This window comes from Streptomyces sp. NPDC088157 (assembly GCF_044741545.1).
GTDB lineage: Bacteria > Actinomycetota > Actinomycetes > Streptomycetales > Streptomycetaceae > Streptomyces.
This window is the reverse complement of sequence record NZ_JBIUSU010000008.1, coordinates 244,827-269,769: the sequence shown is the minus strand read 5'-3', so window position 1 is coordinate 269,769 and position 24,943 is coordinate 244,827. Positions and strand designations below refer to the sequence as shown.

At 73.4% G+C, this 24,943-nt stretch carries 20 protein-coding genes; 12 read left to right on the top strand and 8 right to left on the bottom strand.

Annotated elements, in window-relative coordinates; all coding sequences use genetic code 11:
- The first annotated feature begins 26 nt into the window (after positions 1-26).
- Entirely contained in the window at positions 27-1,520 is a 1,494-nt protein-coding gene (locus tag ACIPFH_RS30915; protein WP_401831544.1) for a cytochrome P450, read from the top strand.
- Positions 1,521-1,551: 31 nt separating this feature from the next.
- Here the strand turns inward: ACIPFH_RS30915 and ACIPFH_RS30910 are convergent, their stop codons facing one another.
- Positions 1,552-2,526, bottom strand: coding sequence for an RluA family pseudouridine synthase (locus ACIPFH_RS30910; RefSeq protein WP_401831541.1), 975 nt, complete (start codon positions 2,524-2,526; stop codon positions 1,552-1,554).
- A 68-nt stretch (positions 2,527-2,594) separates the two neighbouring features.
- Between ACIPFH_RS30910 and ACIPFH_RS30905 the strand changes: the two genes are divergently transcribed.
- On the top strand, positions 2,595-3,176 hold the full coding sequence (locus ACIPFH_RS30905; protein ID WP_401831538.1) for a GNAT family N-acetyltransferase: 582 nt from the start codon (positions 2,595-2,597) through the stop codon (positions 3,174-3,176).
- Positions 3,177-3,380: 204 nt separating this feature from the next.
- On the opposite strand, the gene ACIPFH_RS30900 is transcribed toward ACIPFH_RS30905, so the two are convergent.
- The 3 genes from ACIPFH_RS30900 to ACIPFH_RS30890 form a co-directional block, all read right to left on the bottom strand.
- The gene (locus ACIPFH_RS30900) at positions 3,381-4,937 is read right to left on the bottom strand and encodes an amino acid permease (protein WP_356254811.1); all 1,557 of its coding nucleotides are present in this window, start codon (positions 4,935-4,937) and stop codon (positions 3,381-3,383) included.
- A gap of 400 nt (positions 4,938-5,337) precedes the next feature.
- Positions 5,338-6,183 (bottom strand): siderophore-interacting protein, encoded by an 846-nt coding sequence (locus ACIPFH_RS30895; protein WP_401831536.1) that lies wholly within the window; start codon positions 6,181-6,183, stop codon positions 5,338-5,340.
- 159 nt (positions 6,184-6,342) lie between these two features.
- Positions 6,343-7,281 carry a 5'-3' exonuclease H3TH domain-containing protein gene (locus tag ACIPFH_RS30890; protein WP_401831918.1) on the bottom strand — a complete coding sequence of 313 codons (939 nt, stop codon included), beginning with the start codon at positions 7,279-7,281 and terminating at the stop codon, positions 6,343-6,345.
- A gap of 206 nt (positions 7,282-7,487) precedes the next feature.
- On the opposite strand from ACIPFH_RS30890, the gene ACIPFH_RS30885 reads away from it, so the two are divergent.
- From ACIPFH_RS30885 to ACIPFH_RS30870, 4 genes are all read left to right on the top strand, one after another.
- Entirely contained in the window at positions 7,488-8,573 is a 1,086-nt protein-coding gene (locus ACIPFH_RS30885) for a glycine betaine/L-proline ABC transporter ATP-binding protein (protein WP_401831534.1), read from the top strand.
- Positions 8,566-10,380: an ABC transporter permease/substrate binding protein gene (locus ACIPFH_RS30880; RefSeq protein WP_401831531.1), complete on the top strand. Its 1,815-nt coding sequence runs from the start codon at positions 8,566-8,568 to the stop codon at positions 10,378-10,380. The genes ACIPFH_RS30885 and ACIPFH_RS30880 overlap by 8 nt, the downstream gene beginning before the upstream one ends.
- Before the next feature lie 507 nt (positions 10,381-10,887).
- Positions 10,888-11,472 carry an XRE family transcriptional regulator gene (locus tag ACIPFH_RS30875; RefSeq protein ID WP_356254822.1) on the top strand — a complete coding sequence of 195 codons (585 nt, stop codon included), beginning with the start codon at positions 10,888-10,890 and terminating at the stop codon, positions 11,470-11,472.
- Positions 11,472-12,191 carry a helical backbone metal receptor gene (locus ACIPFH_RS30870; RefSeq protein ID WP_356254825.1) on the top strand — a complete coding sequence of 240 codons (720 nt, stop codon included), beginning with the start codon at positions 11,472-11,474 and terminating at the stop codon, positions 12,189-12,191. Before ACIPFH_RS30875 ends, ACIPFH_RS30870 begins: the two co-directional genes overlap by 1 nt.
- Here ACIPFH_RS30870 and ACIPFH_RS30865 read toward each other — a convergent pair.
- Positions 12,103-13,269, bottom strand: coding sequence for a TDT family transporter (locus tag ACIPFH_RS30865; protein ID WP_401831528.1), 1,167 nt, complete (start codon positions 13,267-13,269; stop codon positions 12,103-12,105). The genes ACIPFH_RS30870 and ACIPFH_RS30865 overlap by 89 nt on opposite strands.
- A 70-nt stretch (positions 13,270-13,339) precedes the next feature.
- Between ACIPFH_RS30865 and ACIPFH_RS30860 the strand changes: the two genes are divergently transcribed.
- Positions 13,340-14,269: a LysR family transcriptional regulator gene (locus tag ACIPFH_RS30860; protein WP_401831526.1), complete on the top strand. Its 930-nt coding sequence runs from the start codon at positions 13,340-13,342 to the stop codon at positions 14,267-14,269.
- A gap of 82 nt (positions 14,270-14,351) precedes the next feature.
- Here ACIPFH_RS30860 and ACIPFH_RS30855 read toward each other — a convergent pair whose 3' ends face one another.
- Positions 14,352-15,059 carry a gamma-glutamyl-gamma-aminobutyrate hydrolase family protein gene (locus ACIPFH_RS30855; protein WP_401831524.1) on the bottom strand — a complete coding sequence of 236 codons (708 nt, stop codon included), beginning with the start codon at positions 15,057-15,059 and terminating at the stop codon, positions 14,352-14,354.
- Between the two features lie 40 nt (positions 15,060-15,099).
- On the bottom strand, positions 15,100-15,834 hold the full coding sequence (locus tag ACIPFH_RS30850; protein WP_359127548.1) for an FCD domain-containing protein: 735 nt from the start codon (positions 15,832-15,834) through the stop codon (positions 15,100-15,102).
- A 105-nt stretch (positions 15,835-15,939) separates the two neighbouring features.
- Here ACIPFH_RS30850 and ACIPFH_RS30845 point away from each other — a divergent pair, with 105 nt between their 5' ends.
- From ACIPFH_RS30845 to ACIPFH_RS30835, 3 genes are read left to right on the top strand one after another with little or no spacing between them, the layout of a single operon-like run.
- Positions 15,940-17,304, top strand: coding sequence for a glutamine synthetase family protein (locus ACIPFH_RS30845; protein WP_401831521.1), 1,365 nt, complete (start codon positions 15,940-15,942; stop codon positions 17,302-17,304).
- Positions 17,305-17,341: 37 nt separating this feature from the next.
- On the top strand, positions 17,342-18,757 hold the full coding sequence (locus tag ACIPFH_RS30840; RefSeq protein ID WP_401831518.1) for an aldehyde dehydrogenase family protein: 1,416 nt from the start codon (positions 17,342-17,344) through the stop codon (positions 18,755-18,757).
- Entirely contained in the window at positions 18,754-19,545 is a 792-nt protein-coding gene (locus tag ACIPFH_RS30835) for a 3-oxoacyl-ACP reductase (protein ID WP_401831516.1), read from the top strand. Before ACIPFH_RS30840 ends, ACIPFH_RS30835 begins: the two co-directional genes overlap by 4 nt.
- A 41-nt stretch (positions 19,546-19,586) precedes the next feature.
- Here the strand turns inward: ACIPFH_RS30835 and ACIPFH_RS30830 are convergent, their stop codons facing one another.
- Positions 19,587-20,789, bottom strand: a complete 1,203-nt coding sequence (locus ACIPFH_RS30830) for an amino acid deaminase/aldolase (RefSeq protein WP_401831513.1) — start codon at positions 20,787-20,789, stop codon at positions 19,587-19,589.
- Positions 20,790-22,905: 2,116 nt separating this feature from the next.
- Here ACIPFH_RS30830 and ACIPFH_RS30825 point away from each other — a divergent pair.
- Both ACIPFH_RS30825 and mycP read left to right on the top strand, forming a co-directional pair.
- Positions 22,906-23,745, top strand: a complete 840-nt coding sequence (locus ACIPFH_RS30825; RefSeq protein WP_401831511.1) for a hypothetical protein — start codon at positions 22,906-22,908, stop codon at positions 23,743-23,745.
- Positions 23,742-24,935: a type VII secretion-associated serine protease mycosin gene (gene mycP / locus ACIPFH_RS30820; RefSeq protein WP_401831509.1), complete on the top strand. Its 1,194-nt coding sequence runs from the start codon at positions 23,742-23,744 to the stop codon at positions 24,933-24,935. Before ACIPFH_RS30825 ends, mycP begins: the two co-directional genes overlap by 4 nt.
- Positions 24,936-24,943 lie beyond the last annotated feature (8 nt).

Genomic DNA, 24,943 nt, shown 5'->3' with positions numbered 1-24,943 from the left:
CCAGCACAGTTTCGGAGCGACCCCCTGTGACTCCCGAACACCCCACCCCGACCGGCCCGCGCGACCTCGCCCTGGATCCGCCGCCCGGCTGCCCCGCGCACGTCCGGGGCCCCGGCGGACTGGCCCGCCTCTACGGCCCCGGCGCGGACGACCTGAACGAACTGTACGAGCGCCTGCGCGAGGAACACGGCCCCGTGGCACCGGTCCTGATCCATGACGACCTGCCGATGTGGATGGTCCTCGGACACGCCGAGAACCTGCGCATGGTGCGCACGGCCTCGCAGTTCACCAAGGACAGCCGCGTCTGGTCGCAACTGCTGGACGGCAAGGTCAGGCCCGACCACCCCCTCATGCCGCACATCGCCTGGCAGCCCATCTGCGCCCACGCCGAGGGCGACGAGCACAAGCGGCTGCGGGGCGCGGTCACCGCGGCCATGGCGACCATCGACGACCGCAGCGTGCGCCGCTACATCAACCGCTCCAGCCAGCGCCTGGTCAACCGCTTCTGCGAGGAGGGCCGGGCCGACCTGGTCGGCGACTTCGCCGAGCACCTGCCGATGGCCGTGATGTGCCACGTCCTCGGCATGCCCGACGAGTACAACGACAAGATGGTGCACTCCGCCCGCGACGCGCTCAAGGGCAGCGAGACCGCGCTCGCCAGCCACGAGTACGTCGTGCAGGCGCTCGCCCGGCTCACCACCCGCCGCCGCGCCAACCCCGAGGACGACTTCACCAGCCACCTCATCACCCACCCGGCCGGACTCACCGACGACGAGGTCCGGGAGCATCTGCGCCTGGTGCTCTTCGCCGCGTACGAGGCCACCGTCAACCTGCTCTCCAACGCGCTGCGCATGGTCCTCACCGACCCGCGTTTCCTCGCCCAGCTCAACGGCGGCCAGATGACGGTGGCGGAGGCGGTCGAGCAGTCCCTGTGGGACGAGCCCCCGTTCAGCACGATCTTCGGCTACTTCGCCAAGCAGGACACGGAGCTGGGCGGCCAGCGCATCCGCCGGGGCGACGGTCTCTTCTTCGCGCCCGCGCCCGGCAACGTCGACCCCCGGGTGCGTCCCGACCTGTCCGCCCACATGCAGGGCAACCGCTCCCACCTCGCGTTCGGCAGCGGCCCGCACGAATGCCCCGGCCAGGACATCGGCCGCGCCATCGCCGACGTCGGCGTCGACGCGCTGCTGATGCGGCTGCCGGACGTGCAACTCGACTGCGCCGAGGACGAGTTGCGGTGGACGATGTCGATCGCCTCGCGGCACCTGATGGAGCTGCCGGTCCGGTTCGAGCCCAAGGACCAGCAGGACGTCAAGCACAAGCCGAGCCATGCACCGATCCCGCCGCAGCGCCTCACCCGGCCGGTGACCACGCCACCGCAGTCCGCGCCGGCGCCCGCCCCCGAGCCGGTGGCCGTGCCCGCGCCCTCGCCCGTACCGACGCCTGCCCCGCCCGCCCCGCAGCCGGCCCGCAGGCCGAACGCCTGGCGGCGCTTCCTGGCCTGGTGGCGCGGCTACTGAGCGGTGACCGCCGACGCGGTGGCGGCGGGCACTACGGAACGGTGTCCGCCGACGCGGCGGCGGCCCAGCCGTCGTACGACGTCCAGGCCTCGAGCACCCGGCCGCTGCGCAGCCGGTGCTCCGTCCCCGTGACCGGATCGGTGAACTCAAGTTCCCGCGCCAGCAGTTGCAGCGGGTGCCGGAAGTCGCCGGCCGGTACGGGGGCGGTCACCTCGGGGTAGAGCGGATCGCCGAGGATGGGCACACCGAGCGTGTTCATATGGACGCGCAGCTGATGGGTCTGGCCGGTGGCGGGCAGCAGTCGGTACCGGCCGAGCCCCCGCGCCGCGCCGTGCTCGACGAGTTCGACGCGGCTCACGGCGTTCGGCTCGCCCGCCACCTCGTACGCGGCGAGGACCCCGCGTTCCTTGACGATCCGGCTGCGCACGGTCCGAGGCAGGGCGAGTTCCGGATCGTACGGCGCCACGGCCTCGTACACCTTGCGCACCCGGCGGTCGCGGAACAGCGACTGGTACGCGCCGCGTTCCTGCGGGCGCACGGTGAACAGCACGAGCCCGGCGGTGAGCCGGTCCAGCCGGTGCGCGGCGCCGAGCGCGGGGATGTCCAGCTCCCGCCGCAGCCGGGCCAGCGCGCTCTCCGTGACATGGCTGCCGCGCGGGGTGGTGGCCAGGAAGTGCGGCTTGTCGACGACGACGATGTGCTCGTCGCGGTGGACGATCTCCAGCGGGAACGGCACGGGCACCTCGGGCGGCAGCTCGCGGTGGTACCAGACGAACATCCCCGGCACGTAGGCCGCGTCCGGCGCCACCGCCCGCCCGTCGGCGCCGACGACCAGCCCGGCCTCCAGCATCCCGTCCACGATCCCGGCGCGCGCCGGTCCGAGCCGCTCCACCAGGTGCTCCCGCACGGTGGCCCAGGCGCCCTCGCCGGGCAACCGCACCCGCACCGGGTCGATCCCGTCGCGCTGCGGCAGCGGGGAGGGCGGGGGAGGCGTACGGCGTCTCATCGGGGTCAAGCCTACGGGGACCGGAAAACCCGTTGGCCGGGTCCCGGTCCGTTGGCAGGATGTGGATCATGCCCTTCACCGCCAGCGTCGTCCTGCCCGCCGGAACCCTCTCGGGCATCGCCCAGCCCGTGCTCGACACCGGCGACGGACTGCTCCTGCGCCCCTGGCGGGCCGAGGACGTCCCCGCCGTGTACACCGCCTTCCAGGACCCGGTCATGCACCAGTGGCACATCAGGGCCGCCGACTCCGAGGAGGAGGTCACCGGCTGGATCGAGGAGTGGCGCAAGAGCTGGGCGGAGGAGCGGAACGCCCAGTGGGCCGTCGTCGACGAGGACACCGGCGAACTGCTGGGGCGGGTGGCGCTGCGCGGCATCCTGCTGGCCGAGGGCGTGGCCGAGGTCGCGTACTGGACGACCAGGGCGGCCCGTGGCCGGGGGGTCGCCCCCCGGGCCACCGCCGCCCTGACCCGCTGGGCCCTCGACGAGATCGGCTTCCATCGCCTGGAGCTGATGCACGCCATCGCCAACGAGGCTTCCTGCCGTGTCGCCGCCAAGGCCGGTTTCATCCTGGAGGGCACCAAGCGCAGCGCCGCCCTCCACCAGGACGGCTGGCACGACATGCATCTCCACGCGCGCGTGCGGGGCGACTGACCGAGGCCCGCCCGTCGGTGCGTGCCGCGCGGGCCCTGCGCGCCGACCGGGCAGGGCGGGGCGGGCCTGCCGGTGCGCCGCGTTCGTCGGGTCGGCAGCCGCGGGGCCCTGTGCGCCGGCCCGGCCCGGTCAGCCGCGGCTGTAGGCTCGACGCGCCCGTCCGGTCTGCGTGTCCGCCGGCCGGGCTCGTCGCGGCTGCCGGGTCTACGCGGTCGCCGTCTCCGGTACGGCCGTGGTCGGGGCCGGTGTCCGGCTGCGGTAGGCGCGGAAGGCCACGCCGGTCGCGAGGGTCGCGGCGAGGAAGAGCACGGTGAACCACTGGAAGTACCAGTGGCCGCCCGCCGGGTCGTACACCGCCGCGCGCGGCCAGGCCAGGTTGACGGTCATCAGCAGGCCGTAGAGGAGGGCGAGGACGTTCACCGGGACGCCCCAGCGGCCCAGGGAGAACAGGCGGGCGCCCGTCTCGTCGGTGCCGGCCGAGGAGAACTGTCCGCGCAGCCGACGCACCAGCAGCGGGCCGGTGACCATCGCGTACGCCAGGTACAGCATCACGATGCAGGTCGTGCCGATGGCCAGGAAGGCGTCCGGTGAGGCGAAGTTGAGCAGCAGCAGAGCCGCCGCGAGGACGCCGACCACCAGCGCCGGGGCGCTCGGCATGCCGGTACGGGGGTTCACCCGGGCGAGGCGGCCGGAGAACGGCAGCTGTCCGTCGCGGGCCATGGAGAACAGCATCCGGCAGGCCGCCGTCTGGATGGCGAGCGTCGCCACCGCGATCGCCACCACCACGTCCGCCAGCAGCGCCTTGCCGACCCCGTCGCCGAGGCTGCTGGTGAGGACGTAGCTGAGCCCGTCGACCCCGAGGCGTCCGTCGGTCAGGCTGGGCGCGGCCAGCAGTCCGCCCAGCACGATCAGCCCGCCGAGCAGGCCGGCCGCGCCGAGCGCGGTGAGGATCGTGCGGGGCGCGGTGCGCCGCGGGTGGTGCGTCTCCTCGCTCATCTCACCGGCGCTGTCGAAGCCGATCATCACGTACGCGGCCGTGAACGAACCCACGAGCAACGCGCCGAACAGGCCGTTCTGCGCGGCCCCTTCGGTGTGGAAGGTGATGCCGGGAGTGCGCTCGGAGTGGGTGAGGAGCAGGACGACGATGAGTACCGCGCCGATGATCTCGGCGGTCACGCCGACCCGGTTGATCACGGACATCACGCGGTTGTCCAGGACGTTCACGAGCGTCGTCAGTGCCAGCAGGATCACGCCGAGCAGGGCCGCGTTGGCCGCGCCGTCCGGTGACGTGGGCGCCGGGTCGGTGCCGATCAGCTGGAAGCCCGACCAGATCGCCGGCAGCACCATCTGGAGCGCCAGCGCGGCGGCGGCGACCACGACGATCTGCCCGATCACCATGATCCAGCCGGCGAACCAGCCGAACGAGGGAGTCGACAGCCGCGACGACCACTGGTAGATGGCGCCCGAGATCGGGTAGCGCGCCGCCAGCTCGGCGAAGCACGCGGCGACCAGCAACTGGCCGGCCAGCACGGCCGGCCAGGCCCAGAAGAACACCGGGCCGCCGAAGGCGTATCCGAAGGCGAAGAACTGGAAGACGGTCGTCAGGACGGAGATGAAGGAGAACCCGGCGGCGAACGAGGCGTACCGGCCCAGGCTGCGGTGCAGCTCCTGGCGGTAGCCGAACTCGGCGAGGGAGCCGTCGCCCGCGTCGGGGGAGTGCGGCGGGTCGGGGCGTACGTCGGAGGGGGTCGTTGTCGTCACGGCGAAACCTGCCTTGGTCCCAGTGAACTTAATTCCTGTCGGGCGACAGAAATTAGGGACGGGCTGTTTCGTACGCGTCACGCCGCCGTGTCCGGGGCGGGCCCAAGTCCTCACGTCACCGCGGACCTCGACCGATCGCGTTATGTCGCGACTCGGCTCGGGTGTGTCCGGCGATGGCCAGCGGGTGCCGGTCGGTGTCGTTCGAAGTCGGTCGGTGTCGGTCATGCGAAGGGGGGATGAAGATGCTGCCACCCCGTCAGCCCCCGCCGCTCATGAGCGACTTGGGACCCACGTCGGCCCCCGCCGCTCATGGGCGACTTGGAACCCGCGGGGCGGTCGCACTCTGGGGGTGGTTCACTCGGGGCGGCCCGCTCCACGAGTGCGGGCCGCTTCCGTCGGGTCACGCGGCCGGCGCCGCACCCTCCTGCTCCGCCTCCACGCGCGCGTTCCAGTCCCGCTTCGAGGCCTGCCAGCCGTCCTCGTTGTGACCGAGCCGCCAGTAGCCGGAGATCGACAGGTCCTCGCGCGGGATGTCCAGCTCGACGCGCAGGAACTTGCGCAGCTCCTTCACGCAGGCGGCCTCGCCGTGCACGAACGCGTGCAGGCGGCCCTCGGGGAACTCCAGCGCCCGTACGGCCTCGACGAGCCTCTCGCCGATCGGCCGGTCGCCGCGGTGCAGCCAGACGACCTCCACGTCGGAGTCGATCTTCTGCTCCTCCTCGGGGCCCGTCACCTCGATGAAGGCGTGGGCGACGCTCCCGGCGGGCAGCGACTCCAGGGCGGTCGCGATGGCGGGCAGGGCGCTCTCGTCGCCGGCCAGCAGGTGCCAGTCGGCTGCCGTGTCGGGCGCGTAGGCGCCGCCGGGGCCCATGAAGCGGACGATCTCGCCCGGCTGGACGCGCGCCGCCCACGGCCCGGCCAGACCCTCGTCGCCGTGCACCACGAAGTCCAGGGTCAGCTCGCCGTGTTCGGCGTCCCAGTTGCGCACGGTGTAGGTCCGGGTCACGGGCCAGTGCTCGCGGGGGAACTCGGCGCGGATGCGTTCCAGGTCGAAGGGCTCGGGGTAGGTCACGCCCTCGGGGCCGAAGAGCAGTTTCACGTAGTGGTCGGTGCAGGCGCCCGCCGTGAACTCGGTCAGGCCCTCGCCGCCGAGCACGACGCGCTGCATATGGGGGGTGAGCCGTTCGGTGCGGACGACCTGCGCGGAGTGGGGCTTCCGCGGCTTCCGTGCCGGACGTTCTGCCATGTCGGCCTCCCATGCCTATGGTTAGGTTTACCTAAGTTAGCATCTCTCCCCCCGGTGATGCCCTTCCCCGTTCGAGAGCTCGACCGACTCTCCACCGGATCTCGTCCGAGGATGACTCCCGGCTCCCGGCGCTGTCATTCCTCCACGCGAGACCCATGATCACGCGGGCGGCGCGCCCAGCGTCGTCAGCAGCCGCTGCAGCGACCCGCCGAGTCCCCACCGCCGCCCCAGTGCCTCCAGTGTCGCTCCGTCCCGCGGCGCACGGGGCAGCGCGGTGTCCACGTCCGGCAGCGGCACGTCGTGGGCGACCTCGACCACCTTCGGCGCGACGGCGAGGTACGGCCGGGCCTCGTCCAGCCGCAGCCGCTGCGACGGAGTCAGTTTCGCCTTCGGGTCGTCGACCGCCGCCACGATCCCGGCCAGGTCGCCGAACTCGGCCAGCAGCTTGGCCGCGGTCTTCTCCCCGATGCCCGGCACGCCCGGCAGGCCGTCGCTCGGGTCGCCGCGCAGCAGGGCCAGATCCGCGTACCCGCTGCCGTCGACGCCGTACTTCTCGCGCAGCCACGCCTCGTCCGTCAGCTGCAGCGTGCCGACGCCCTTCAGCGGGTACAGCACGCGCACCCCGCGCGCGTCGTCCACCAGCTGGTAGAGGTCGCGGTCGCCGGTGACGATGTCGACCGGGCCCTTCGCCCGCCCGGCGAACGTGCCGATCACGTCGTCCGCCTCGTAGCCGGCGACGCCCACGCGCGCGATGCCGAGCGCGTCCAGGACCGCTTCGATGATCGGCACCTGCGGCGAGAGCGTGTCCGGCACCTCCTCCTCGTCCGGTCCGCTCTCGCGCTCCTCGGCGACGCGGTGCGCCTTGTAGGAGGGGATCAGGTCGACCCGCCACTGGGGGCGCCAGTCGGCGTCCATGCAGGCGACCAGCTCGTCCGGCCGGTGGTCCTTCACCAGCCGGTCGATGAAGTCCAGCAGTCCGCGCACGGCGTTCACCGGAGTGCCGTCCGGCGCCTTCACGGAGTCCGGGACGCCGAAGTAGGCGCGGAAGTAGAGCGAGGCGGTGTCGAGGAGCATCAGTCGTCCGGTCACGCCTCGCATCATGCCGCACGCGTACCCGGCTGACCGGCCCGTATTCACTCCCGTGGCACTCGTGAACCTCCTGTGAAACCTCCTGTGAACTGAACCACTCGTGCGTTTGCCCTGATCGGTCCAGGGCAGGGGCGGCCTCGGAGCAGTGCCGGTTGCGATTTCAATCGTTTGCTGTTGCCGAGTGCTCCGATTCCTGTCCCCGACGAGAGGTACGCGTGTCCTCCAGGCTTGAGGCCGAGCATCTGTACAAGGTGTTCGGCAGACGACCGCAGCAGGCAGTCGAGCGGCTCCGGGAGGGAGCCGGCCGGGAGGAGTTGCGCGCCGACGGCGCCACGGCCGCCGTCACCGACGCCTCCTTCACCGTAGAACCGGGCGAGATCTTCGTCGTCATGGGTCTGTCGGGCTCGGGGAAGTCCACCCTGCTGCGCATGCTCAACGGGCTGCTCGAGCCGACCGCCGGACGCGTCCTCTTCGACGGCCAGGACCTCACCGCCCTCGCCGACCGCGAGCTGCGCGAGGTCCGGGCGAGGAAGATCAGCATGGTCTTCCAGCACTTCGCGCTCTTCCCGCACCGCAGCGTCCTCGACAACGCCGCCTACGGCCTCGCCGTGCAGGGCGTCCCCCGCCGGGAACGCGAGGAACGCGCCGCCGAGGCGCTGCGGCTGTGCGGTCTGGCCGGCTGGGAGAAGTCCTGGCCGGACGAGTTGTCCGGCGGCATGCAGCAGCGCGTCGGCCTGGCCCGCGCTCTCGCCACCGACGCCGACCTGCTCCTGATGGACGAGTCCTTCAGCGCGCTGGACCCGCTGATCCGCCGGGACATGCAGGACCAGCTCCTCACGCTCCAGCAGACGCTGAGGAAGACCATCGTCTTCATCACCCACGACCTCAACGAGGCCATGCGCCTGGGCGACCGGATCGCCGTCATGCGCGACGGCCGCATCGTGCAGACGGGCACGGCGGAGGACATCCTGATCCGCCCCGCGAACGACTACGTCGCCTCCTTCATCCAGGACGTCGACCGCTCCCGCGTGCTGACCGCCTCGGCCGTCATGGACACCGCCGTGCGCGGCGACGAGGCCGACTGCGGCTGCGAGACCGCCACCCCCGGCACCCCGTTCACGGCGCTGTGCGCGCTCAGCGCCCGGCTGACCCATCCGGTCGCCGTCCTCGACGGCGGGCGGAAGCTCGTCGGTGTCGTGTCGGGACAGCGCCTCGTCCGCTTCCTCGGTGACGAGCGGGGCCGGACGACGGCCTGCGACAGTCCGCGCGACGGCGGGAAGAAGGCGATGGCCCGTGCCTAGGCTCCACCTCGGCGACCGGGTCGACTCCGGCGTCGACTGGCTCGTCACGCACATGTCCTGGCTCTTCGACGCGATCAAGGCGGTCGTCGAAGGCATGTACGACGGCCTCGACGCCGTTCTCACCGCACCCGAACCGCTCCTCCTCGCGGGCGTTCTCGCGGTGCTCGCCTGGTGGCTGCGCGGCCTCCTCGCGGGCGTCCTCGCCTTCGCCGGATTCGCCCTCATCGACTCTCTCGCCCTGTGGGACGAGGCGATGTCGACGCTCTCCCTGGTGCTCGTGGCCACGGCGATCGCCCTGGTGATCTCCCTCCCGCTGGGTGTCTGGGCCGCCCGCTCGAAGGCCGTCGGCGCCACCCTCCGCCCCGTCCTGGACCTGCTCCAGACGATGCCGTCGATGGTCCTGCTGATCCCGGCCATCCTGTTCTTCGGCATGGGCGTCCCGGCGGGTGTCATCGCCACCCTGATCTTCGCGCTCGCGCCGGGCGTGCGGATGACCGAGCTCGGCATCCGCCAGGTCGACGCCGAGCTCGTCGAGGCCGCCGAGGCGTTCGGTACGAGCCCCCGCGACACCCTGCTGCGCGTGCAGCTGCCGCTCGCCCTGCCGACGATCATGGCGGGCGTCAACCAGGTCATCATGCTGGGCCTGTCGATGGTCGTCATCGCCGGCATGGTCGGCACCGGCGGACTCGGCGGCGCCGTCAACGAGGCCATCGGGCAGCTCGACATCGGCCTCGGCTTCGAGGCCGGCCTGGGCATCGTGGTGCTCGCCATCTACCTGGACCGGATGACCGGCGCCCTCGGCACCCGGATCTCCCCGCTCGGCCGCCGCGCCGCCGCCAGGACCCGCGGCTCGGTGTGGACGTACCGCCCGCGCCCGGCCGTGGCCGTGGTCGGCGTGGTCGTGCTCGCCCTGGTCGCCGGCGGCATGGGCGTCTTCGGCTCCTCCCCGGGCACCGCCGAGGCCTCCGCCTCGGACATAGGCAAGGGCAAGGAGGTCAAGATCGGCTACATCCCGTGGGACGAGGGCATCGCCTCCACCTACCTCTGGAAGGAACTGCTGGAGGAGCGCGGCTTCGAGGTCGACACCACCCAGTACGCCGCAGGGCCCCTCTACACCGGCGTCGCCACCGGGCAGATCGACTTCCAGACCGACGCCTGGCTGCCCACCACCCACGGCGAGTACTGGAAGAAGTACGGCGACCGGCTCGACGACCTGGGCTCCTGGTACGGCCCCACCTCCCTGGAGCTCGCCGTCCCGTCCTACGTGAAGGACGTCGGCTCGCTGGCGGACCTCAAGAGCCACGCCGCCGAGTTCGACGGCAGGATCACCGGCATCGAGCCCAGCGCCGGAATGATGGGCCTGCTCGAGGACAAGGTCCTGGGGCAGTACGGCCTCGAAGGCGCCTACACCGTCGTCGACGGCTCCACGCCTGCGATGCTCGCCGAACTCAAGCGCGCGTACGCCGCCAGGAAGCCGATCCTCGTCACGCTCTGGTCGCCGCACTGGGCGTACAGCGACTACGACCTGAAGAAGCTCGAGGACCCCAAGGGCGCCTGGGGCAAGGGGGACGGCGTGCACACCGTCGCCCGCGAGGGCTTCGCCGCCGACAACCCCGAGGTCGGCAGGTGGCTGAAGGACTTCCGGATGACCGAGGCCCAGCTCACCGGTCTGGAGGCGCGGATCCAGCAGGCCGGCAAGGGCAGGGAGCAGGACGCGGTCCGGACCTGGCTGAAGGAGAACCCGGGTCTGGTGGAGAAGTGGGTTCCGGTGGCCGATCCGGGGCAGAAAAGCCGGGCGGCCCGGTGACCTGACAGCACCGGGACCGTCCGACGAGGGGCGGGCGCCGACGCACGGCCTTCGGGCCTGCGACGGGGCCCGCCCCTCGTGTCGGGTGACGACCAGCGCCGCTCCGCCGCTCGTTCCCGGCCCCCGGCGCTCTCCTCGGCCGGCCCGAAGCCGCCCCTCCGCGGGGTCGTCCGCACCGCCCCCCGGCAAGGCCCTCCGCACGGTAAGGATCCGGCCAAGTACGGAGAGCTATGCCCATGCCCGAACCGCGGTCCCCGTGAAGCGGGGACGAGCGGGAACATGCGTGGCCGTTCGCGCATTGAAGCAAGAAGCCGCGAGGCGGATGCGCGTCCGGCCCGTCCGGGGCCCGATCGGCTGGCGCGAACTGTGAGGTCCGGCGTCACGCCGTGTGTCCTCGATGTGACGGGCGCATGAAACGGTTTGCCGAACATGCGTAGGGTGCAGACAACTCCTCAGGGGAAGCAGAGGGAGTAACGGTACCGACGAGCGAAGGAGGGAGCCGGAGCGATGGGCGACCACAAAGATCAGCCCCTGCGGGTGGGCGCGGCCGTACGGCGTCGACGCCGGTCCCTGGAGCTCACCCTCGCCGTCGTGGCCGAACGCAGCGGTCTGTCGGTCCCGTTCCTGAGCCAGATCGAGAACGACCGCGCGCGGCCCAGCACCGGCTCCCTGGAGAAGGTCGCCGACGCCCTGCGCACCACGGCCGTCGAGCTGCTGGCCGCCGCCGACCCCGCGTGCAGCGTGGACGTCGTGCGCGCCGAGGTGACCGAGCCGGACCCGGGTCCGGAACCACGCTCCCGTTCCCTGGTGCGCGGTCATCACCAGATGCACGCCTCGGAGTTCACCGGCGACCATGAGGCGGGCCGCGAATTCCAGTACCGCAACGACCAGTTGATGTTCGTGGCCGACGGCGCCGTGGAGATCGAGGCGGAGGGCCGCGCCTATCGCCTCGGCCGCGGCGACACCCTGTACCTCACCGGCGGGGTCCGGCACCGCTGGCGGGCGACCGTGCCGGACACCCGGGTGGTCGTCGTCGCCGTGGCGGAGCACATCGAGGCGGTACGGGACCGCGACCGGGGCCGGAAGCGGTAGTGCGGATCGTCTCGCTGGTGCCGTCGCTCACCGAGGCGGTGGCCTCCTCCGTGCCCGGCGCCCTGGTCGGTGCCACCGACTGGTGCACCCACCCGGCGGGCCTCGACGTCACCCGGATCGGCGGGACCAAGAACCCCCGGGTCGACCGGATCGTCGCCCTCGCCCCCGACCTGGTGATCGCCAACGAGGAGGAGAACCGGGAACCCGACCTCGCCGCTCTGCGCGCGGCCGGCGTCGAGGTCCTGGTGACCGTCGTCCGGGACGTGCCGCAGGCCTTCCGGGAGCTGGCTCGGGTGCTCCGGGCGTGCGGGGCGCCGGCGCGACCGGCGTGGCTGGCGGAGGCGGAGGAGGCGTGGGCGGCGCCGCTGCCGCTCACGGGCCGCCGGACCGCCGTCGTACCGATCTGGCGCCGGCCGTGGATGGTGCTGGGCCGCGACACCTTCGCCGGGGACGTACTGACCCGCCTGGGCGTCGACCAGCTGTACGCCGGGCACGCGGAACGCTATCCGCGGATCGCGGTCGAGGAACTGCGCGCCGCCGCGCCGGACCTGGTCGTGCTGCCCGACGAGCCCTACCGCTTCACCGCCGACGACGGCCCCGAGGCTTTCCCCGGGCTGCCCTGCGCGCTCGTCAGCGGACGGCACCTGACGTGGTACGGACCGTCGCTCGCCGAGGCGCCGAAGGCGCTGGGCGAGGCCCTGCGAGCAGCTCACCGCTGAGCAGCCCGCGGACGGTGTGCGCGGCGGCCACGCCCCACGCGGCGACGAGGACGACGTACAGCGCGCAGGCGAGCCCGGCGTAGATGGCCAGCCCGGTGTACCGGGCCAGCGCCGCCGCCCCGGTCACACAGGTGCCGACCGGGAAGGTGAACGCCCACCACGTCATCGCGAAGCCCAGCCCGTGCCGGCGGGCCCGCACCACGTGCGCCGTGGCCAGACAGAGCCAGAGCAGCGCGAACCCCATGACGGGCACCCCGTACAGCACGGCGAGCACGGCGAATCCGCGGCTGTCGGGGCCGGGCACGACTCCTGGAGCGACGTCCGCGAACTTCCCGACGGCGGTGGTGGACTGGCCGAGCGGACCCAGGACGAGGAACAGGGTCGGGGTGAGGACGAGGGGCAGCGGCCCACCCGTCACCAGCCGCGCGAACACGACCGGCAGCATGACGAACGTGGCGAGCAGGCTCAGCCCGAACAGCGCGAAGCACGCCAGGAGCAGGGTCTGCCGCGGCTGCCCGGCCGGCAGATACGGCACCAGCAGTGGCCCCAGCGCGGCCGACACCATGGGCGCGACGAGCGGCAGCAGCCACACGGGCGTGGCCTCGGACGCCGAGACGCGGTGGCTTACGGCCATCAGATACGGGACGGCGACGGCGGCCGTGAGCGCGACCGCCGTCCCGACGGTGAACAGCACGGCGTCGACGGCGACCGCGGTCCGGGTGCCGATCAGATCCCGGCCGACGGTGAGGGCGCCGCCCCCGACGGCGAGCAGGGCCATCGCCAGGCAGCCGTAGAACGGCGCCGTCGCCGGATCGAGCAGGTGCGCGCGGGCCTGGTCGCGGTGATGGCGCCAGTGCAGGGCACGGGCGCCGAGCAGGACCAGCAGCAGGACCAGGGAGAGGACCCAGCAGACGGCGCAGAGCGTCCGCAGCCCCGGCACACGGACCGGCAGCGCGGCGCCCGCCGTGGCGAGGATCGCGGTTCCCATGACCGTGGCGTACCAGTTCGGTCCGAGGTGACGGACGGCGCCGGCGCGCGCACGGGGGAGGGCGTACAGGGGCTGGGCGGCGGTGACCATGACTCCACGGTCGCGCGGCCGCCCGCCCGCGACCAGGGAGGACGACTCTATGGGGGCATAAGCTGGGCTTATGGGGAGTGTCGAGGAACAGCCCGCGGAGACCGTGACGGGTTCGATCGCGCACCGCGTCCCGGACCTGGGCGCGCTGGAACTGCTGCTCGCGGTGGCACGGCTGGGCAGCCTGGGCGCGGCCGCGCGGGAGCTCGGCATCACACAGCCGGCCGCGAGCAGCCGGATCCGTTCCATGGAACGCCAGTTGGGCGTCGCCCTGGTGGACCGGTCGCCGCGCGGCTCCCGGCTCACGGACACCGGCGCGCTGGTCACGGACTGGGCGGGGCGGATCGTCGAGGCGGCGCGGGCGTTCGACGCGGGGGCGCAGGCGCTGCGCGTCCGCCGGGACTCGCGGCTGCGGGTGGCGGCGAGCATGACGATCGCCGAATACCTGCTGCCCGGCTGGCTGCTCGCGCTGCGGGCCGGGCGGCCGGACACGGCGGTGTCGCTGCTCGCGGGCAACTCGGCTGCCGTCGCCGAGCGGTTGCTCGCCGGGGAGGCGGACCTGGGCTTCGTGGAGGGACTCTCGGTGCCGCCCGGCCTGGACTCCGCCGTGATAGCCCACGACCATCTGATCGTCGTCGTCGCGCCCGGCCACCCGTGGGCCCGTCGGCGGCGGCCGCTGCCCGCGTCCGAGCTGGCCTCCACGCCGCTGATCCTACGGGAGCAGGGCTCGGGGACCCGTCAGGTCCTCGACACGGCGCTGGGCGGTCTGGCGCGGCCTCTCATCGAGCTGTCCTCGACGACGGCGGTCAAGGCGGCGGCGGTCAGTGGGGCGGGGCCGGCGGTGCTGAGCGAACTGGCCGTCGGTGAGGAGTTGGGGCTGCGGCGGCTGGTGAAGGTGCCGGTGGAGGGGGTCGCGCTGGCCCGTGATCTGCGGGCGGTGTGGCCCACGGGGCATCGGCCTGCCGGGCCGGCGCGGGAACTGCTGTCGCTGACGCGGGGGTAGGTTTCCCGCCCCCGCCGCCCCTTCCCTTCCCGTCCCTGGGGTCGGTGCCCCCGGACGCCCCTCAGGCCTGAAGGCCTCGTCCTCAAGCGCCGGACGGGCTCGATCGTGCCGCTTCCACCAGGGCGCGCATGACCCGGACGTCCTTGTCCATCTCCGGGTGCCACTGGACGCCCAGTACCCAGTTCACGGACGGTAGTTCGACGGCCTCCACGGTGCCGTCCCCCGCGTACGCCGACGGGATCAGGCCCGCGCCCAGGCGGTCCACCGCCTGGTGGTGGTAGGTCGGTACGGAGGTTTCCTCCTCGACGGCCTCGGCGTACCGCGTGCCGGGGACCGGCTTGACCGGGTGGCGGCCGAAGACACCGACGGCCTCGGCGTGGCCGTCGATGTGCTGGGTCAGGGTGCCGCCGAGGGCGACGTTCAGCAGCTGCATGCCCCGGCAGATGCCCAGCAGCGGGACCTCCGCGGCCAGCGCCGCCTCGATCAGGGCCAGCTCCCAGGCGTCCCGCTCCCGGGCCGGCGGGCCGGTGCGGGGCTCCGGCTCGGCGCCGTAGCGGACCGGCTCGACGTCGGGTCCGCCCGCGATCACCAGGCCGTCCAGGCGGGCCACGGCCGCCGCCGCGTGCTCGGGAGCGTCCGGCGGGAGCATCGCGGCCAGTCCGCCGGCCCGCTGCACGAGCCGCGGATACCCGGCCGGCAGCATCGCCGCGTCCAGCTCCCACACGGCCCAGCGCACCCGGGACTCCAGGTACGTGCTGACGCCGATCAGCGGACGTGCGCCGTTCGTCATGTGCCCTCCCACTCCCGCAATGGATCGCGTGCACACCATTTCATGTCAGGAAGCCCCTGAGCAGGGCCGCCGTCCCCCCGCAGTGCTCCCGCATCATCTCCCGCGCGCCGTCCGCGTCCCCGTCCAGCACCGCCTCGACCAGCGCGATGTGCTGGCGCTGCGAGTGCTCCAGGTTGCGCACGAGGAGCGGGATGCAGTCGAGCAGGTCGTTCACGGTGGCCCGGACCGCCGCGTACCGCGCGGTCAGTGAGGGCGAGCCGCACAGCTCGGCCAGGGTGAGGTGGAGCATCGTGTCCAGGCGGCGGTAGTCGGCCAGCGGCGCGTCCGCCGTGCGGGCCAGGGCGTCGCGCAGCCTGCCCGCCTGCTCCGCGTCCAGGCCGTGTGCCGCGCACAGGCCCGCCGCACCCACCTCCAGCACCTCGCGGAAGCGCAGCACGTCCTCGATGTCGACCTCGGCGATCCGCCGCCGCAGCTCGTCCTCGCCGCCCGCGTCCGTACGCGGCAGCACGAACGTTCCGCCGTACCGGCCCCGGCGGGACTCGACCAGTCCCTGGTCCTGGAGGACCTTCAGGACCTCGCGCAGTGTCACCCGGCTGATCCCGAGCCGTTCCGCCAGGTCCCGCTCGGCCGGCAGCCGTTCCCCGCCCGGCACCAGACCCAGGCGCACCACCTGGAGAATCTGCTCCAGCGCCTCCTCGAAGCCGTTCCCGGCCCGCACCGGCCGCAGTACCGGCGTCAGCCGGTCGTCCGGTCCGCCGTCAGTGTCCACCGACATCTGGCCGCGCCCCCTTCCCAAGCAATGGTTCTCCGCAATACCTTATGGCTCCCGGCCCGCCCGAAGAAGACGAGGGAGCCGGGAAAGCCGAAGGAGGCCCTTCCCGTGGCAGACCGCACACCCCCGCTCGGCGTCGACGAGCTGCACGCTCACGTCGCGAGCGGCGAGATCGACACTGTCGTCCTGGCCTTCCCCGACATGCAAGGGCGTCTCCAGGGAAAGCGGTTCGCCGCCCAGTTCTTCCTCGACGAGGTCCTCCGGCACGGCACCGAGGGCTGCAACTACCTCCTCGCCGTCGACACGGAGATGAACACCGTCGACGGGTATGCGATGTCCTCCTGGGAGCGCGGCTACGGCGACTTCGCCATGCGCCCCGACCTGTCCACCCTGCGCCGCGTGCCCTGGAACGCCGGTACCGCCATGCTCATCGCCGACCTGGCCTGGAACGACGGTTCACCCGTGGTCGCCGCCCCGCGTCAGATCCTGCGCCGTCAGCTGGAGCGGCTGGCCGGGCACGGTTTCACCGCCCAGGTCGGCACCGAGCTGGAGTTCATCGTCTTCAAGGACAGCTACGAGGCGGCCTGGGACGCGAACTACCGCGGCCTCACCCCGGTCAACCAGTACAACGTCGACTACTCGGTGCTCGGCACCGGCCGGGTCGAGCCGCTGCTGCGCCGCATCCGCAACGAGATGGCCGGCGCCGGGCTCACCGTCGAGTCCGCCAAGGGCGAGTGCAACCCCGGCCAGCACGAGATCGTCTTCCGCTACGACGAGGCCCTGGTCACCTGCGACCAGCACGCGATCTACAAGACCGGCGCCAAGGAGATCGCCGCCCAGGAAGGCTTCTCGCTGACCTTCATGGCGAAGTACAACGAGCGCGAGGGCAACTCCTGCCACATCCACCTCTCGCTCACCGACGCCGACGGCGCCAACGTCATGGCCGGAGACGGCGAAGGCGGGATGTCCGACGTCATGCGGCACTTCCTCGCCGGACAGCTCGCCGCCCTGCGCGACTTCTCCCTCCTCTACGCCCCCAACATCAACTCCTACAAGCGGTTCCAGCCGGGCTCCTTCGCCCCGACCGCCGTCGCCTGGGGGCACGACAACCGCACCTGCTCCCTCCGAGTCGTCGGCCACGGCCGCTCGACGCGCTTCGAGAACCGGCTGCCCGGCGGCGACGTCAACCCCCACCTCGCGGTCGCGGGCCTGGTGGCGGCCGGGCTGTACGGCATCGAACAGAAGCTGGAGCTGCCCGAGGCCTGTCCCGGCAACGCCTACACCGCCGAGTACGCGCACGTCCCGACCACCCTGCGCGAGGCCGCCGAGCTCTGGGCGGACAGCCCGATCGCGCTGGCCGCGTTCGGCGAGGAGGTCGTCGCGCACTACTCGAACATGGCCCGCGTCGAGCTGGAGGCCTTCGACGCCGCGGTCACCGACTGGGAACTGCGCCGCTCCTTCGAACGTCTCTGACGCACCCGCGATGCACCCGCCCGTGAAAGGCCCTTCCTTGTCCGGTCCTGCCCCGTCCGCTCCCACCGCCTCCGACCCGCAGCCGCACCCGCGTGAGCTGACCGTCCTGAACCCGGCCACCGAGGAGGTCGTCGCCGTCGTCCCGGCCGCCGACGCGGCCGACGTGGACCGCGCGGTCGTCCGCGCGGGCGCCGCCCAGGCGGCCTGGGCGGCCGCCGCCCCGGCCGACCGGGCCCGGCTGCTGCGCCGCTTCGCCGACGTCGTCGACGCGCACCTCGAGGAACTGGCGCTCCTGGAGGTCCGCGAGGCGGGCCACCTCCTCGGGAATGCCCGCTGGGAGGCCGGGAACGCCCGCGACCTGCTGCTGTACGCGGCCGGTGGCGTCGAACGGCTCCTGGGCCGGCAGATCCCCGTGCCCGGCGGCTGGAACGTCACCTTCCACGAGCCGCTCGGCGTGGTCGGTGTGATCGCCCCCTGGAACTTCCCGATGCCGATCGCCGCCTGGGGGTCCTTCCCAGCCCTCGCGGCAGGCAACGCCGTCGTCCTCAAACCGGCCGAGACCACCCCGCTGACCGCTTTGCGCCTGGCCGAACTGGCACTGGAGGCGGGACTGCCGGAGCACCTCTTCCAGGTGCTGCCCGGTCACGGCGCCGTCGCGGGCCGTGCGCTCGTCGACCACCCGGGCGTGGCGAAGATCGTGTTCACGGGCTCCACCCGCACCGGCCGGGAGGTCATGGAGCGCTGCGCCCGGCAGGTCAAGCCGGTCACCCTGGAACTCGGCGGCAAGAGCCCCAACATCGTCTTCGCGGACGCCGACCTGAAGACGGCCGTCGACCCCTTCTCCTTCCTCGACAACTCGGGCCAGGACTGCTGCGCCCGCACCCGCGTCCTCGTCCAGGAGTCGGTGTACGACGAGGTGGCCGACCACCTGGCACGGGAGCTGGCCGCCGTGCGGGTCGGTGACCCGGCCGACGAGAAGACGCAGATGGGACCGCTGATCTCCCGCCAACAGGTGGACCGCGTACGGTCGTTCGTGCCGGACGACGCCCGTGCGCTGCGCGGGAGCGCCCCCGACGGACCCGGCTTCTGGTTCCCGCCGACCGTTCTCACCGGGGAGCGACCCGATTCCGAGGCGGCCCGCGAGGAGATCTTCGGTCCGGTCGCCGTACTGCTCCCGTTCACCGACGAGGCGGACGCGATCCGGCTCGCCAACGACACCCCCTACGGACTCTCCGGCTCCATCTGGACCCGGGACGTCGGCCGCGCGCTGCGCGTCTCCCAGGCCGTCCGCGCGGGCAACCTGTCCGTCAACTCCCACTCCAGCGTGCGCTACTGGACCCCCTTCGGCGGCTACAAGCAGTCCGGCGTCGGCCGTGAACTGGGTCCGGACGCCCTGGCCGCCTTCACCGAAACCAAGAACGTCTTCATCAGCACGGAGGGCCCCGCACAGTGACCGCATCGCCTGACGAGATCATCTGCCGCCGTCTGGTCGGCCGCACCGCCGTCATCACCGGAGCCGGCAGCGGCATCGGCCTCGCCACCGCGCGCCGGCTCGCCTCCGAGGGCGCGCACGTGGTCTGCGGCGATGTCGACGAGACCCGCGGCAAGGCAGCCGCCGAGGAGGCCGGCGGCACCTTCGTGAAGGTCGACGTCACCGACCCCGAGCAGGTCGAGGCGCTGTTCAAGACCGCCTACGACACCTACGGCAGCGTCGACATCGCCTTCAACAACGCGGGCATCTCCCCGCCCGACGACGACTCCATCCTGGAGACCGGCCTCGAGGCCTGGAAGCGCGTCCAGGAGGTCAACCTGACCTCCGTCTACCTGTGCTGCAAGGCCGCGATCCCCTACATGCGGCGCCAGGGCAGGGGCTCCATCATCAACACGGCGTCCTTCGTGGCGCGGATGGGCGCCGCGACCTCGCAGATCTCGTACACGGCGTCCAAGGGCGGTGTCCTCGCCATGTCCCGTGAGCTGGGCGTGCAGTTCGCACGGGAGGGCATCCGGGTGAACGCCCTCTGCCCGGGGCCGGTCAACACCCCGCTGCTGCGGGAACTGTTCGCCAAGGACCCGGAGCGGGCCGCCCGCCGGCTGGTGCACATTCCCGTCGGCCGGTTCGCCGAGGCCGAGGAGATCGCCGCCGCCGTCGCCTTCCTGGCCAGCGACGACTCCTCGTTCGTCAACGCCTCCGACTTCCTGGTGGACGGCGGGATCTCCGGGGCGTACGTCACCCCGCTGTAGGACGCCCGGCGCCGGACGCCCGACGTCCCGTACCGGCCGGCCTACAGGAAGGTCTGCCCCTCACCCCGGTAGGTCGGCACGGTCGCCGTCACGGCGTCCCCCTCGACGAGGTGCAGCACGTCGAACCGCTCGCACAGCTCACCGGCCTTCGCGTGCCGGAACCACACCTTGTCGCCGATCAGCAGATCGTCGGCCGGGGAGCCGAGCAGCGGCGTCTGCACCTCGCCGGGCCCCTCCTGGGGGTCGTAACGCAGCCCTTCCGGCAGGTACGGCACGGGCAGCCGGTCGGGCCCCGCCGCACCGGACGCGGGATACCCGCCGCCGAGGACGGTCACGATCCCCACCCCGGGCCGCCGGACGACGGGCTGGGCGAACAGGGCCGCCGGACGCCCGCTGAAGGACGTGTAGTTGTCGAACAGACGCGGCACGTACAGTCCCGACCCGGCCGCGATCTCCGTGACCGCGTCCTCGGCGGCGGTGTGCTGCACACTGCCGGTGCCGCCGCCGTTGACGTACTCCAGATCCGGTACGACGGCCCGCACCGCCCGTACGACCGCGGCACGGCGCTCGGCGAGCTCGCGCCGGGCGGTGGCCTGCATCAGCCGGATGGCCCGGGACCGGAACGGCCGCCCGGCCACGGCGTCGCCGACCCCGGCGATGTGTCCCTCGTAGGCCATGATCCCCACGAGCTTGAAACCGGGCCGCCGGGACACCGCCCTCGCCACGTCGGCGACCTGGGCGGGGGAATGCAGCGGCGAGCGCAGGGCGCCGACCCGGAACCGGCCGCCGAGGAGCTTCAGGGCGGTGTCCAACTCCAGGCAGACGCGGATGACTTCGCTCCCCTCGCCGCGCGCCCCGTCGATGAGGTCGAGCTGGGCGACGTCGTCGACCATGACGGTGACGGCGGCGGCGAGCTTGGGGTCGGCGGCCAGCTCGGCGAAGGCGGTGCGGTCGGCCGACGGGTAGGCGAGCAGAATGTCCTCGAACCCCGACCGGGCCAGCCACAGGGACTCGGCGAGGGTGAAGGACATGATGCCGGCGAAGCCGTCCTTGGCCAGGACGCGCTCAAGCAGCGTCCGGCAGCGTATGGACTTGCTGGCGACGCGGATCGGCTTGCCGCCGGCCCGGCGGACCAAATCCTCGGCGTTGGCGTCGAAAGCGTCCAGGTCCACAAGGGCCAGAGGGGCGTCGAGATGGGCGGTGGCCCGGTCGTAACGGGCCCGGTCGGCGGCGCGCGCAGTCATGAACGAAGCCTGCCAGACAGGATTACCCCAGGGTAGGGGGACGTTCCGGGCAGAAGCCCCGGGCGTCGCGGACTGGTTCCCGCTTGCCCGGCGACAAGCCGTAGAGTGACGCGCACGCATGGCGGAACGGCTCCGGCCGGGCACCCGCGTCGGGATGCAGGTCCACCCGTGTGGGTATGCGTGCCCGGACGGACTGCCGCGCCCGCGCCGGGCCGCCCGGGCACGAGACCGACCGCCCGGGCACGGAACCGACCGCCCGCGTACCAGAACGACGGCCCGGGGACGAGGAAACGGGGGGTGCATGAGTACGGAAGCACGCCGCGCCTCGGTTCCCCCGCGCCCGGACGTGCCGCCCCACCCCGGTGTCCCGCCGCGCCCCACGACCCCTCCCCGCCCGTCCCTGCCGCCGACGGACCCGGAGCCCACTCGCCGGGCCCCCGCCGACCCGCCGGAACCCGACCCCGCCCGCCGGACGCCCCCCGACGGGCAGCAGGACCCCACGCGGCCCCGGCCCCTCACCGACCCGCCGCGGCAGCGGTCCGCGCCGGGGGAGATCTTCGATGCGGAGGCGCGGCGGTTCCCGTCCTGGGCGGCCAGTGGGACTTCCGGCTCGGAGGATCGCGGGTTTTCGTCCTGGGCGACCAGCGGTCCGGGAGAGCGGGAGGCCGAGCGGGGGGAGACTTCCGGTTCGGGCGAGCGGGCGTTCGGCTCTCGGCCCCCTGCCGGCCCGCCGCACCAGGAGGCCCCGCGTGCGGTGACTCCCGGCCCGGCCGGCTCGGCTGAGCCGCGAGGCACGCGCGGGGCGTCCGCCGGTCCGGCCGGAGCGCCCACGACCAGGGGTGAGGGCGCGGCCGAGGACGGCTCTTCCTCCTCGGACACGGTTTCTCCCAGCCCCAGCCCCGGCCCCAGCACCGCCCCCCGCTTCACCGACCTGCGGGCACCGCACACGGACGCCATGATCCCGCCCCCGCCGCCCGCGTCGGCACGCTTCCCCGACACCGCGCCGCAACCGGCCCGCCCCGCCTCGGCGCCCCGGCGCGACGACACCGGCATGCCCGCGCGAGCCGAAGAGCGTCCGGCCACCCCGCATGTTCCCCGCCCCGCCCCGCCCCATGACTTCCGCCGCGCCCCGCGACCCACCAGGCCGGCCCCGCGCCCCACGTCCTCGGACGACTCCCGCGCCTTCGGCTCGGACGGTGCTGCCCCTCCGGCAGGCCCCGACGCCGCGCGTCCCGCGGATGACGGCGCCGCCCGCCCCTCCGGTCCCGACGGCTCCCGTCCCGCAGGCGCTGACGGCGCCCGTCCGGCCGGTGACGGCTTCCGTCCCGCGGGTCTCAACGGCGCTCGTCCGGCCGGTGACGGCTCCTCGCGTGCCGCCGGTGGTGACGGCTTCCGTCCCGCGGGCGCTGAGGGTGCTCGTCCGCCGGGTGACGGCTCCTCGCGTGCCGCCGGTCCCCACGCCAGGCGTCCTGCCGGCTGGGAAGGTTCCAGGCCCTCCGGTCCCGACGGCGCCCTTCCCGTGGGCGCCGGCGGGGCGCGTCCCGCAGACCCCGAAGGCACGCGCACGGCGGGCCGGCAAGGTGCCCGGCCCACCGGTCCCGCGGCCGCGCGTCCGGCCGACCCGGACGACTTCCGGCCCGCCGACTCGGACGGCGCGCGTCCCGCCGGTACCGACGACCTCGGCTCCGCAGGCACGGGCACCCGCCCCGCTGACTCCGGCAGTCACTTCGCAGACCCGGGCGCCCGCCCCGTCGGTCCCGGCTCCCGCTCCTCCGGCTCGGGGACTTCCTCCCGTCCCGCGGGCCCGACGGGGACCGCCGTGCCCGAGTCCGGCGGAGCCTGGTCGCCGTTGCCTCGTGGTTGGGTGCCCGCGCCAGGGCGGAGTCGGCAGGAGGCGCCAGCCGGGGGCGGTCTGCACAGCGACTCTCCGGCGGTCCCGGCGGCGGACGACGGGCCGGGCTGGAGTCCCGGGACGGCCGTGCGCCGGCCCGAATTCGTCATGCCGCCCGAGCCGCCGATGCCGCCCGCGGCTCCCGGGCCGCAGGCTCCGCACCGGCCCGACACTGCCCCGGACGGGACGAGCGGCCCCGATCCGTCCCTCTCCTGGAGCGCTCCCATGACGCCGGGCGGGACCCTCGGCGCCACTCGGCCCGTGGTGACGTTCGCGCGGCCCGAGGGGTACCGGGACACGCCCCGCGTTTTCGGCAGGCGGGGACGCGCCGCCGCGGCCGCCGTCTGCGTCGTCCTCGGAATGGGGCTCATCGGCGGCGCGGTCACCGGCAGTTGGCTGGTCGGGGACCCGGCGGACGCCGCCGAGCGCAGCACCTACGCCACCGCCGGCGGCTTGTGGCACAACGTCCCGGTCGATCAGCTGTTCCCGCCCACGGTCGACGGACAGGGCGCGGGCCCCGGCGGCGCCGATCGCACCTGGACGCGGATCGGCGTCGCCCCGGACGGCGGCTGCGCCGACGCCTTCGACCCGCTGCTGCTCAAGGCCCTCGCCCCGGTCGGCTGCCAGCGGCTCCTGCGCGCCACCTACACCGACGCCACGCAGAGCTACGTGACCACCGTCGGCCTGCTGTTCACCACGGCCGACGCCGCCACCATGCGCGCGCTCGACACCCGCTTCGCGAAGGAAGGGCTGGCGGGACGGGCAGACCTGATGCCCAGGCCGTACGCCGCGAAGGGCACCGTCGCCGCCGCCTTCGGCGACAAGCAGCGCGCCGCGTGGACGCTCTCCGTCCTCACCGACGCGCCCGTCGTCGTCTACGCCGTCTCCGGCTGGGCCGACGGCCGCGTCGTCGACACCGCGCAGCCCGCCCCGGCGGCCACCGCGACCGGCGCCACCACGGCCCCCGCCCAGGCCGGTCTCGGCAACGAGGCGCAGGGCCTCGCCGACCGCATCGAGCGCGGCCTGCGCAAGACCGCCGTCACGCCCTCGGAGCAGCCCTCATGAGCACCCGTACGACCCGCAGGGCCGGGCTCCTGTGCTGCCTCCTCGCCGCCACCGTCGCCCTCGTGCCGCCCTCCACGGCCTACGCCGATGGCATCCGCGCCAAGCAGTGGGCCCTGGAGGCCCTGCACACCCAGGAGGCCTGGCGGACCACCAAGGGCGCCGGCATCACCGTCGCCGTCCTGGACACCGGCGTCGAGGCCGACCACCCCGACCTGACCGGCAACGTGCTCACCGGCAAGGACATGGTCGGCTTCGGGGCCGGGCCCGGCGATCGCGCGTGGGCCCGCCACGGCACCGCGATGGCCGGCATCATCGCAGGTCACGGCCATGGTTACGGCAACGACGACGGAGTGCTCGGCATCGCCCCGGAGGCGAAGATCCTTCCCGTCCGGGTGATCCTCGAGGACGGCGACCCGCAGCGCACCAAGGCCCGCAACACCCGCGGCAACGCCCTCGCCGAAGGCATCCGCTGGGCCGCCGACCAGGGCGCCGACGTCATCAACCTCTCCCTCGGCGACGACTCCGCCTCCGCCCACCCCGAGCCCGCCGAGGACGAGGCCGTCCAGTACGCGCTGAAGAAGGGCTCGGTCGTCGTCGCCTCGGCCGGCAACGGCGGTGAGAAGGGCGACCACATCTCCTACCCGGCCGCCTACCCGGGCGTCATCGCCGCGACCGCCGTCGACCGCTACGGAACCCGCGCCTCCTTCTCCACCCGCCGCTGGTACGCGACGGTCAGCGCGCCCGGCGTCGACGTCGTCATCGCCGACCCCGACCACAAGTACTACGAGGGGTGGGGGACCAGCGCCGCTTCCGCCTTCGTCTCGGGGGCCGTGGCGCTGGTCAAGGGCGCCCACCCGGGCCTCACTCCGGCCCAGATCAAGAAGCTCCTGGAGGACACCGCCCGCAACGCCCCGACCGGCGGCCGTGACGACTCCCGGGGCTTCGGCTTCATCGATCCGGCCGCCGCGATCAAGGCCGCCGCCGACCTCGAGCCGGAGGGCCTGCAGTCCGCGGCCTACGGACAGCGGTACTTCGGCTCCGGCCCGGACAAGCCGAAGGCGGACGACGGCACGTCGAGCGGGGCGGGCCTGCTCGCGGGCGGCGCCGGGGGAGTGCTGCTGGTGGCGGCGGTCGTCCTGTGGCGTGGCCGCCGCGAGCGCGACCGGCACGAGACCTACGAGACCCTCTAGGTCGGGTC

Coding starts and splice junctions, on each gene's coding strand:
- ACIPFH_RS30910 (WP_401831541.1), bottom strand. CDS start 2,526: ATGAGACGCCGTACGCCTCCCCCGCCCTCCCCGCTGCCGCAGCGCGAC.
- mycP (WP_401831509.1), top strand. CDS start 23,742: ATGAGCACCCGTACGACCCGCAGGGCCGGGCTCCTGTGCTGCCTCCTC.
- ACIPFH_RS30830 (WP_401831513.1), bottom strand. CDS start 20,789: ATGACTGCGCGCGCCGCCGACCGGGCCCGTTACGACCGGGCCACCGCC.
- ACIPFH_RS30875 (WP_356254822.1), top strand. CDS start 10,888: ATGGGCGACCACAAAGATCAGCCCCTGCGGGTGGGCGCGGCCGTACGG.
- ACIPFH_RS30855 (WP_401831524.1), bottom strand. CDS start 15,059: ATGACGAACGGCGCACGTCCGCTGATCGGCGTCAGCACGTACCTGGAG.
- ACIPFH_RS30890 (WP_401831918.1), bottom strand. CDS start 7,281: ATGCGAGGCGTGACCGGACGACTGATGCTCCTCGACACCGCCTCGCTC.
- ACIPFH_RS30850 (WP_359127548.1), bottom strand. CDS start 15,834: ATGTCGGTGGACACTGACGGCGGACCGGACGACCGGCTGACGCCGGTA.
- ACIPFH_RS30895 (WP_401831536.1), bottom strand. CDS start 6,183: ATGGCAGAACGTCCGGCACGGAAGCCGCGGAAGCCCCACTCCGCGCAG.
- ACIPFH_RS30860 (WP_401831526.1), top strand. CDS start 13,340: ATGGGGAGTGTCGAGGAACAGCCCGCGGAGACCGTGACGGGTTCGATC.
- ACIPFH_RS30825 (WP_401831511.1), top strand. CDS start 22,906: ATGACGCCGGGCGGGACCCTCGGCGCCACTCGGCCCGTGGTGACGTTC.
- ACIPFH_RS30865 (WP_401831528.1), bottom strand. CDS start 13,269: ATGGTCACCGCCGCCCAGCCCCTGTACGCCCTCCCCCGTGCGCGCGCC.
- ACIPFH_RS30905 (WP_401831538.1), top strand. CDS start 2,595: ATGCCCTTCACCGCCAGCGTCGTCCTGCCCGCCGGAACCCTCTCGGGC.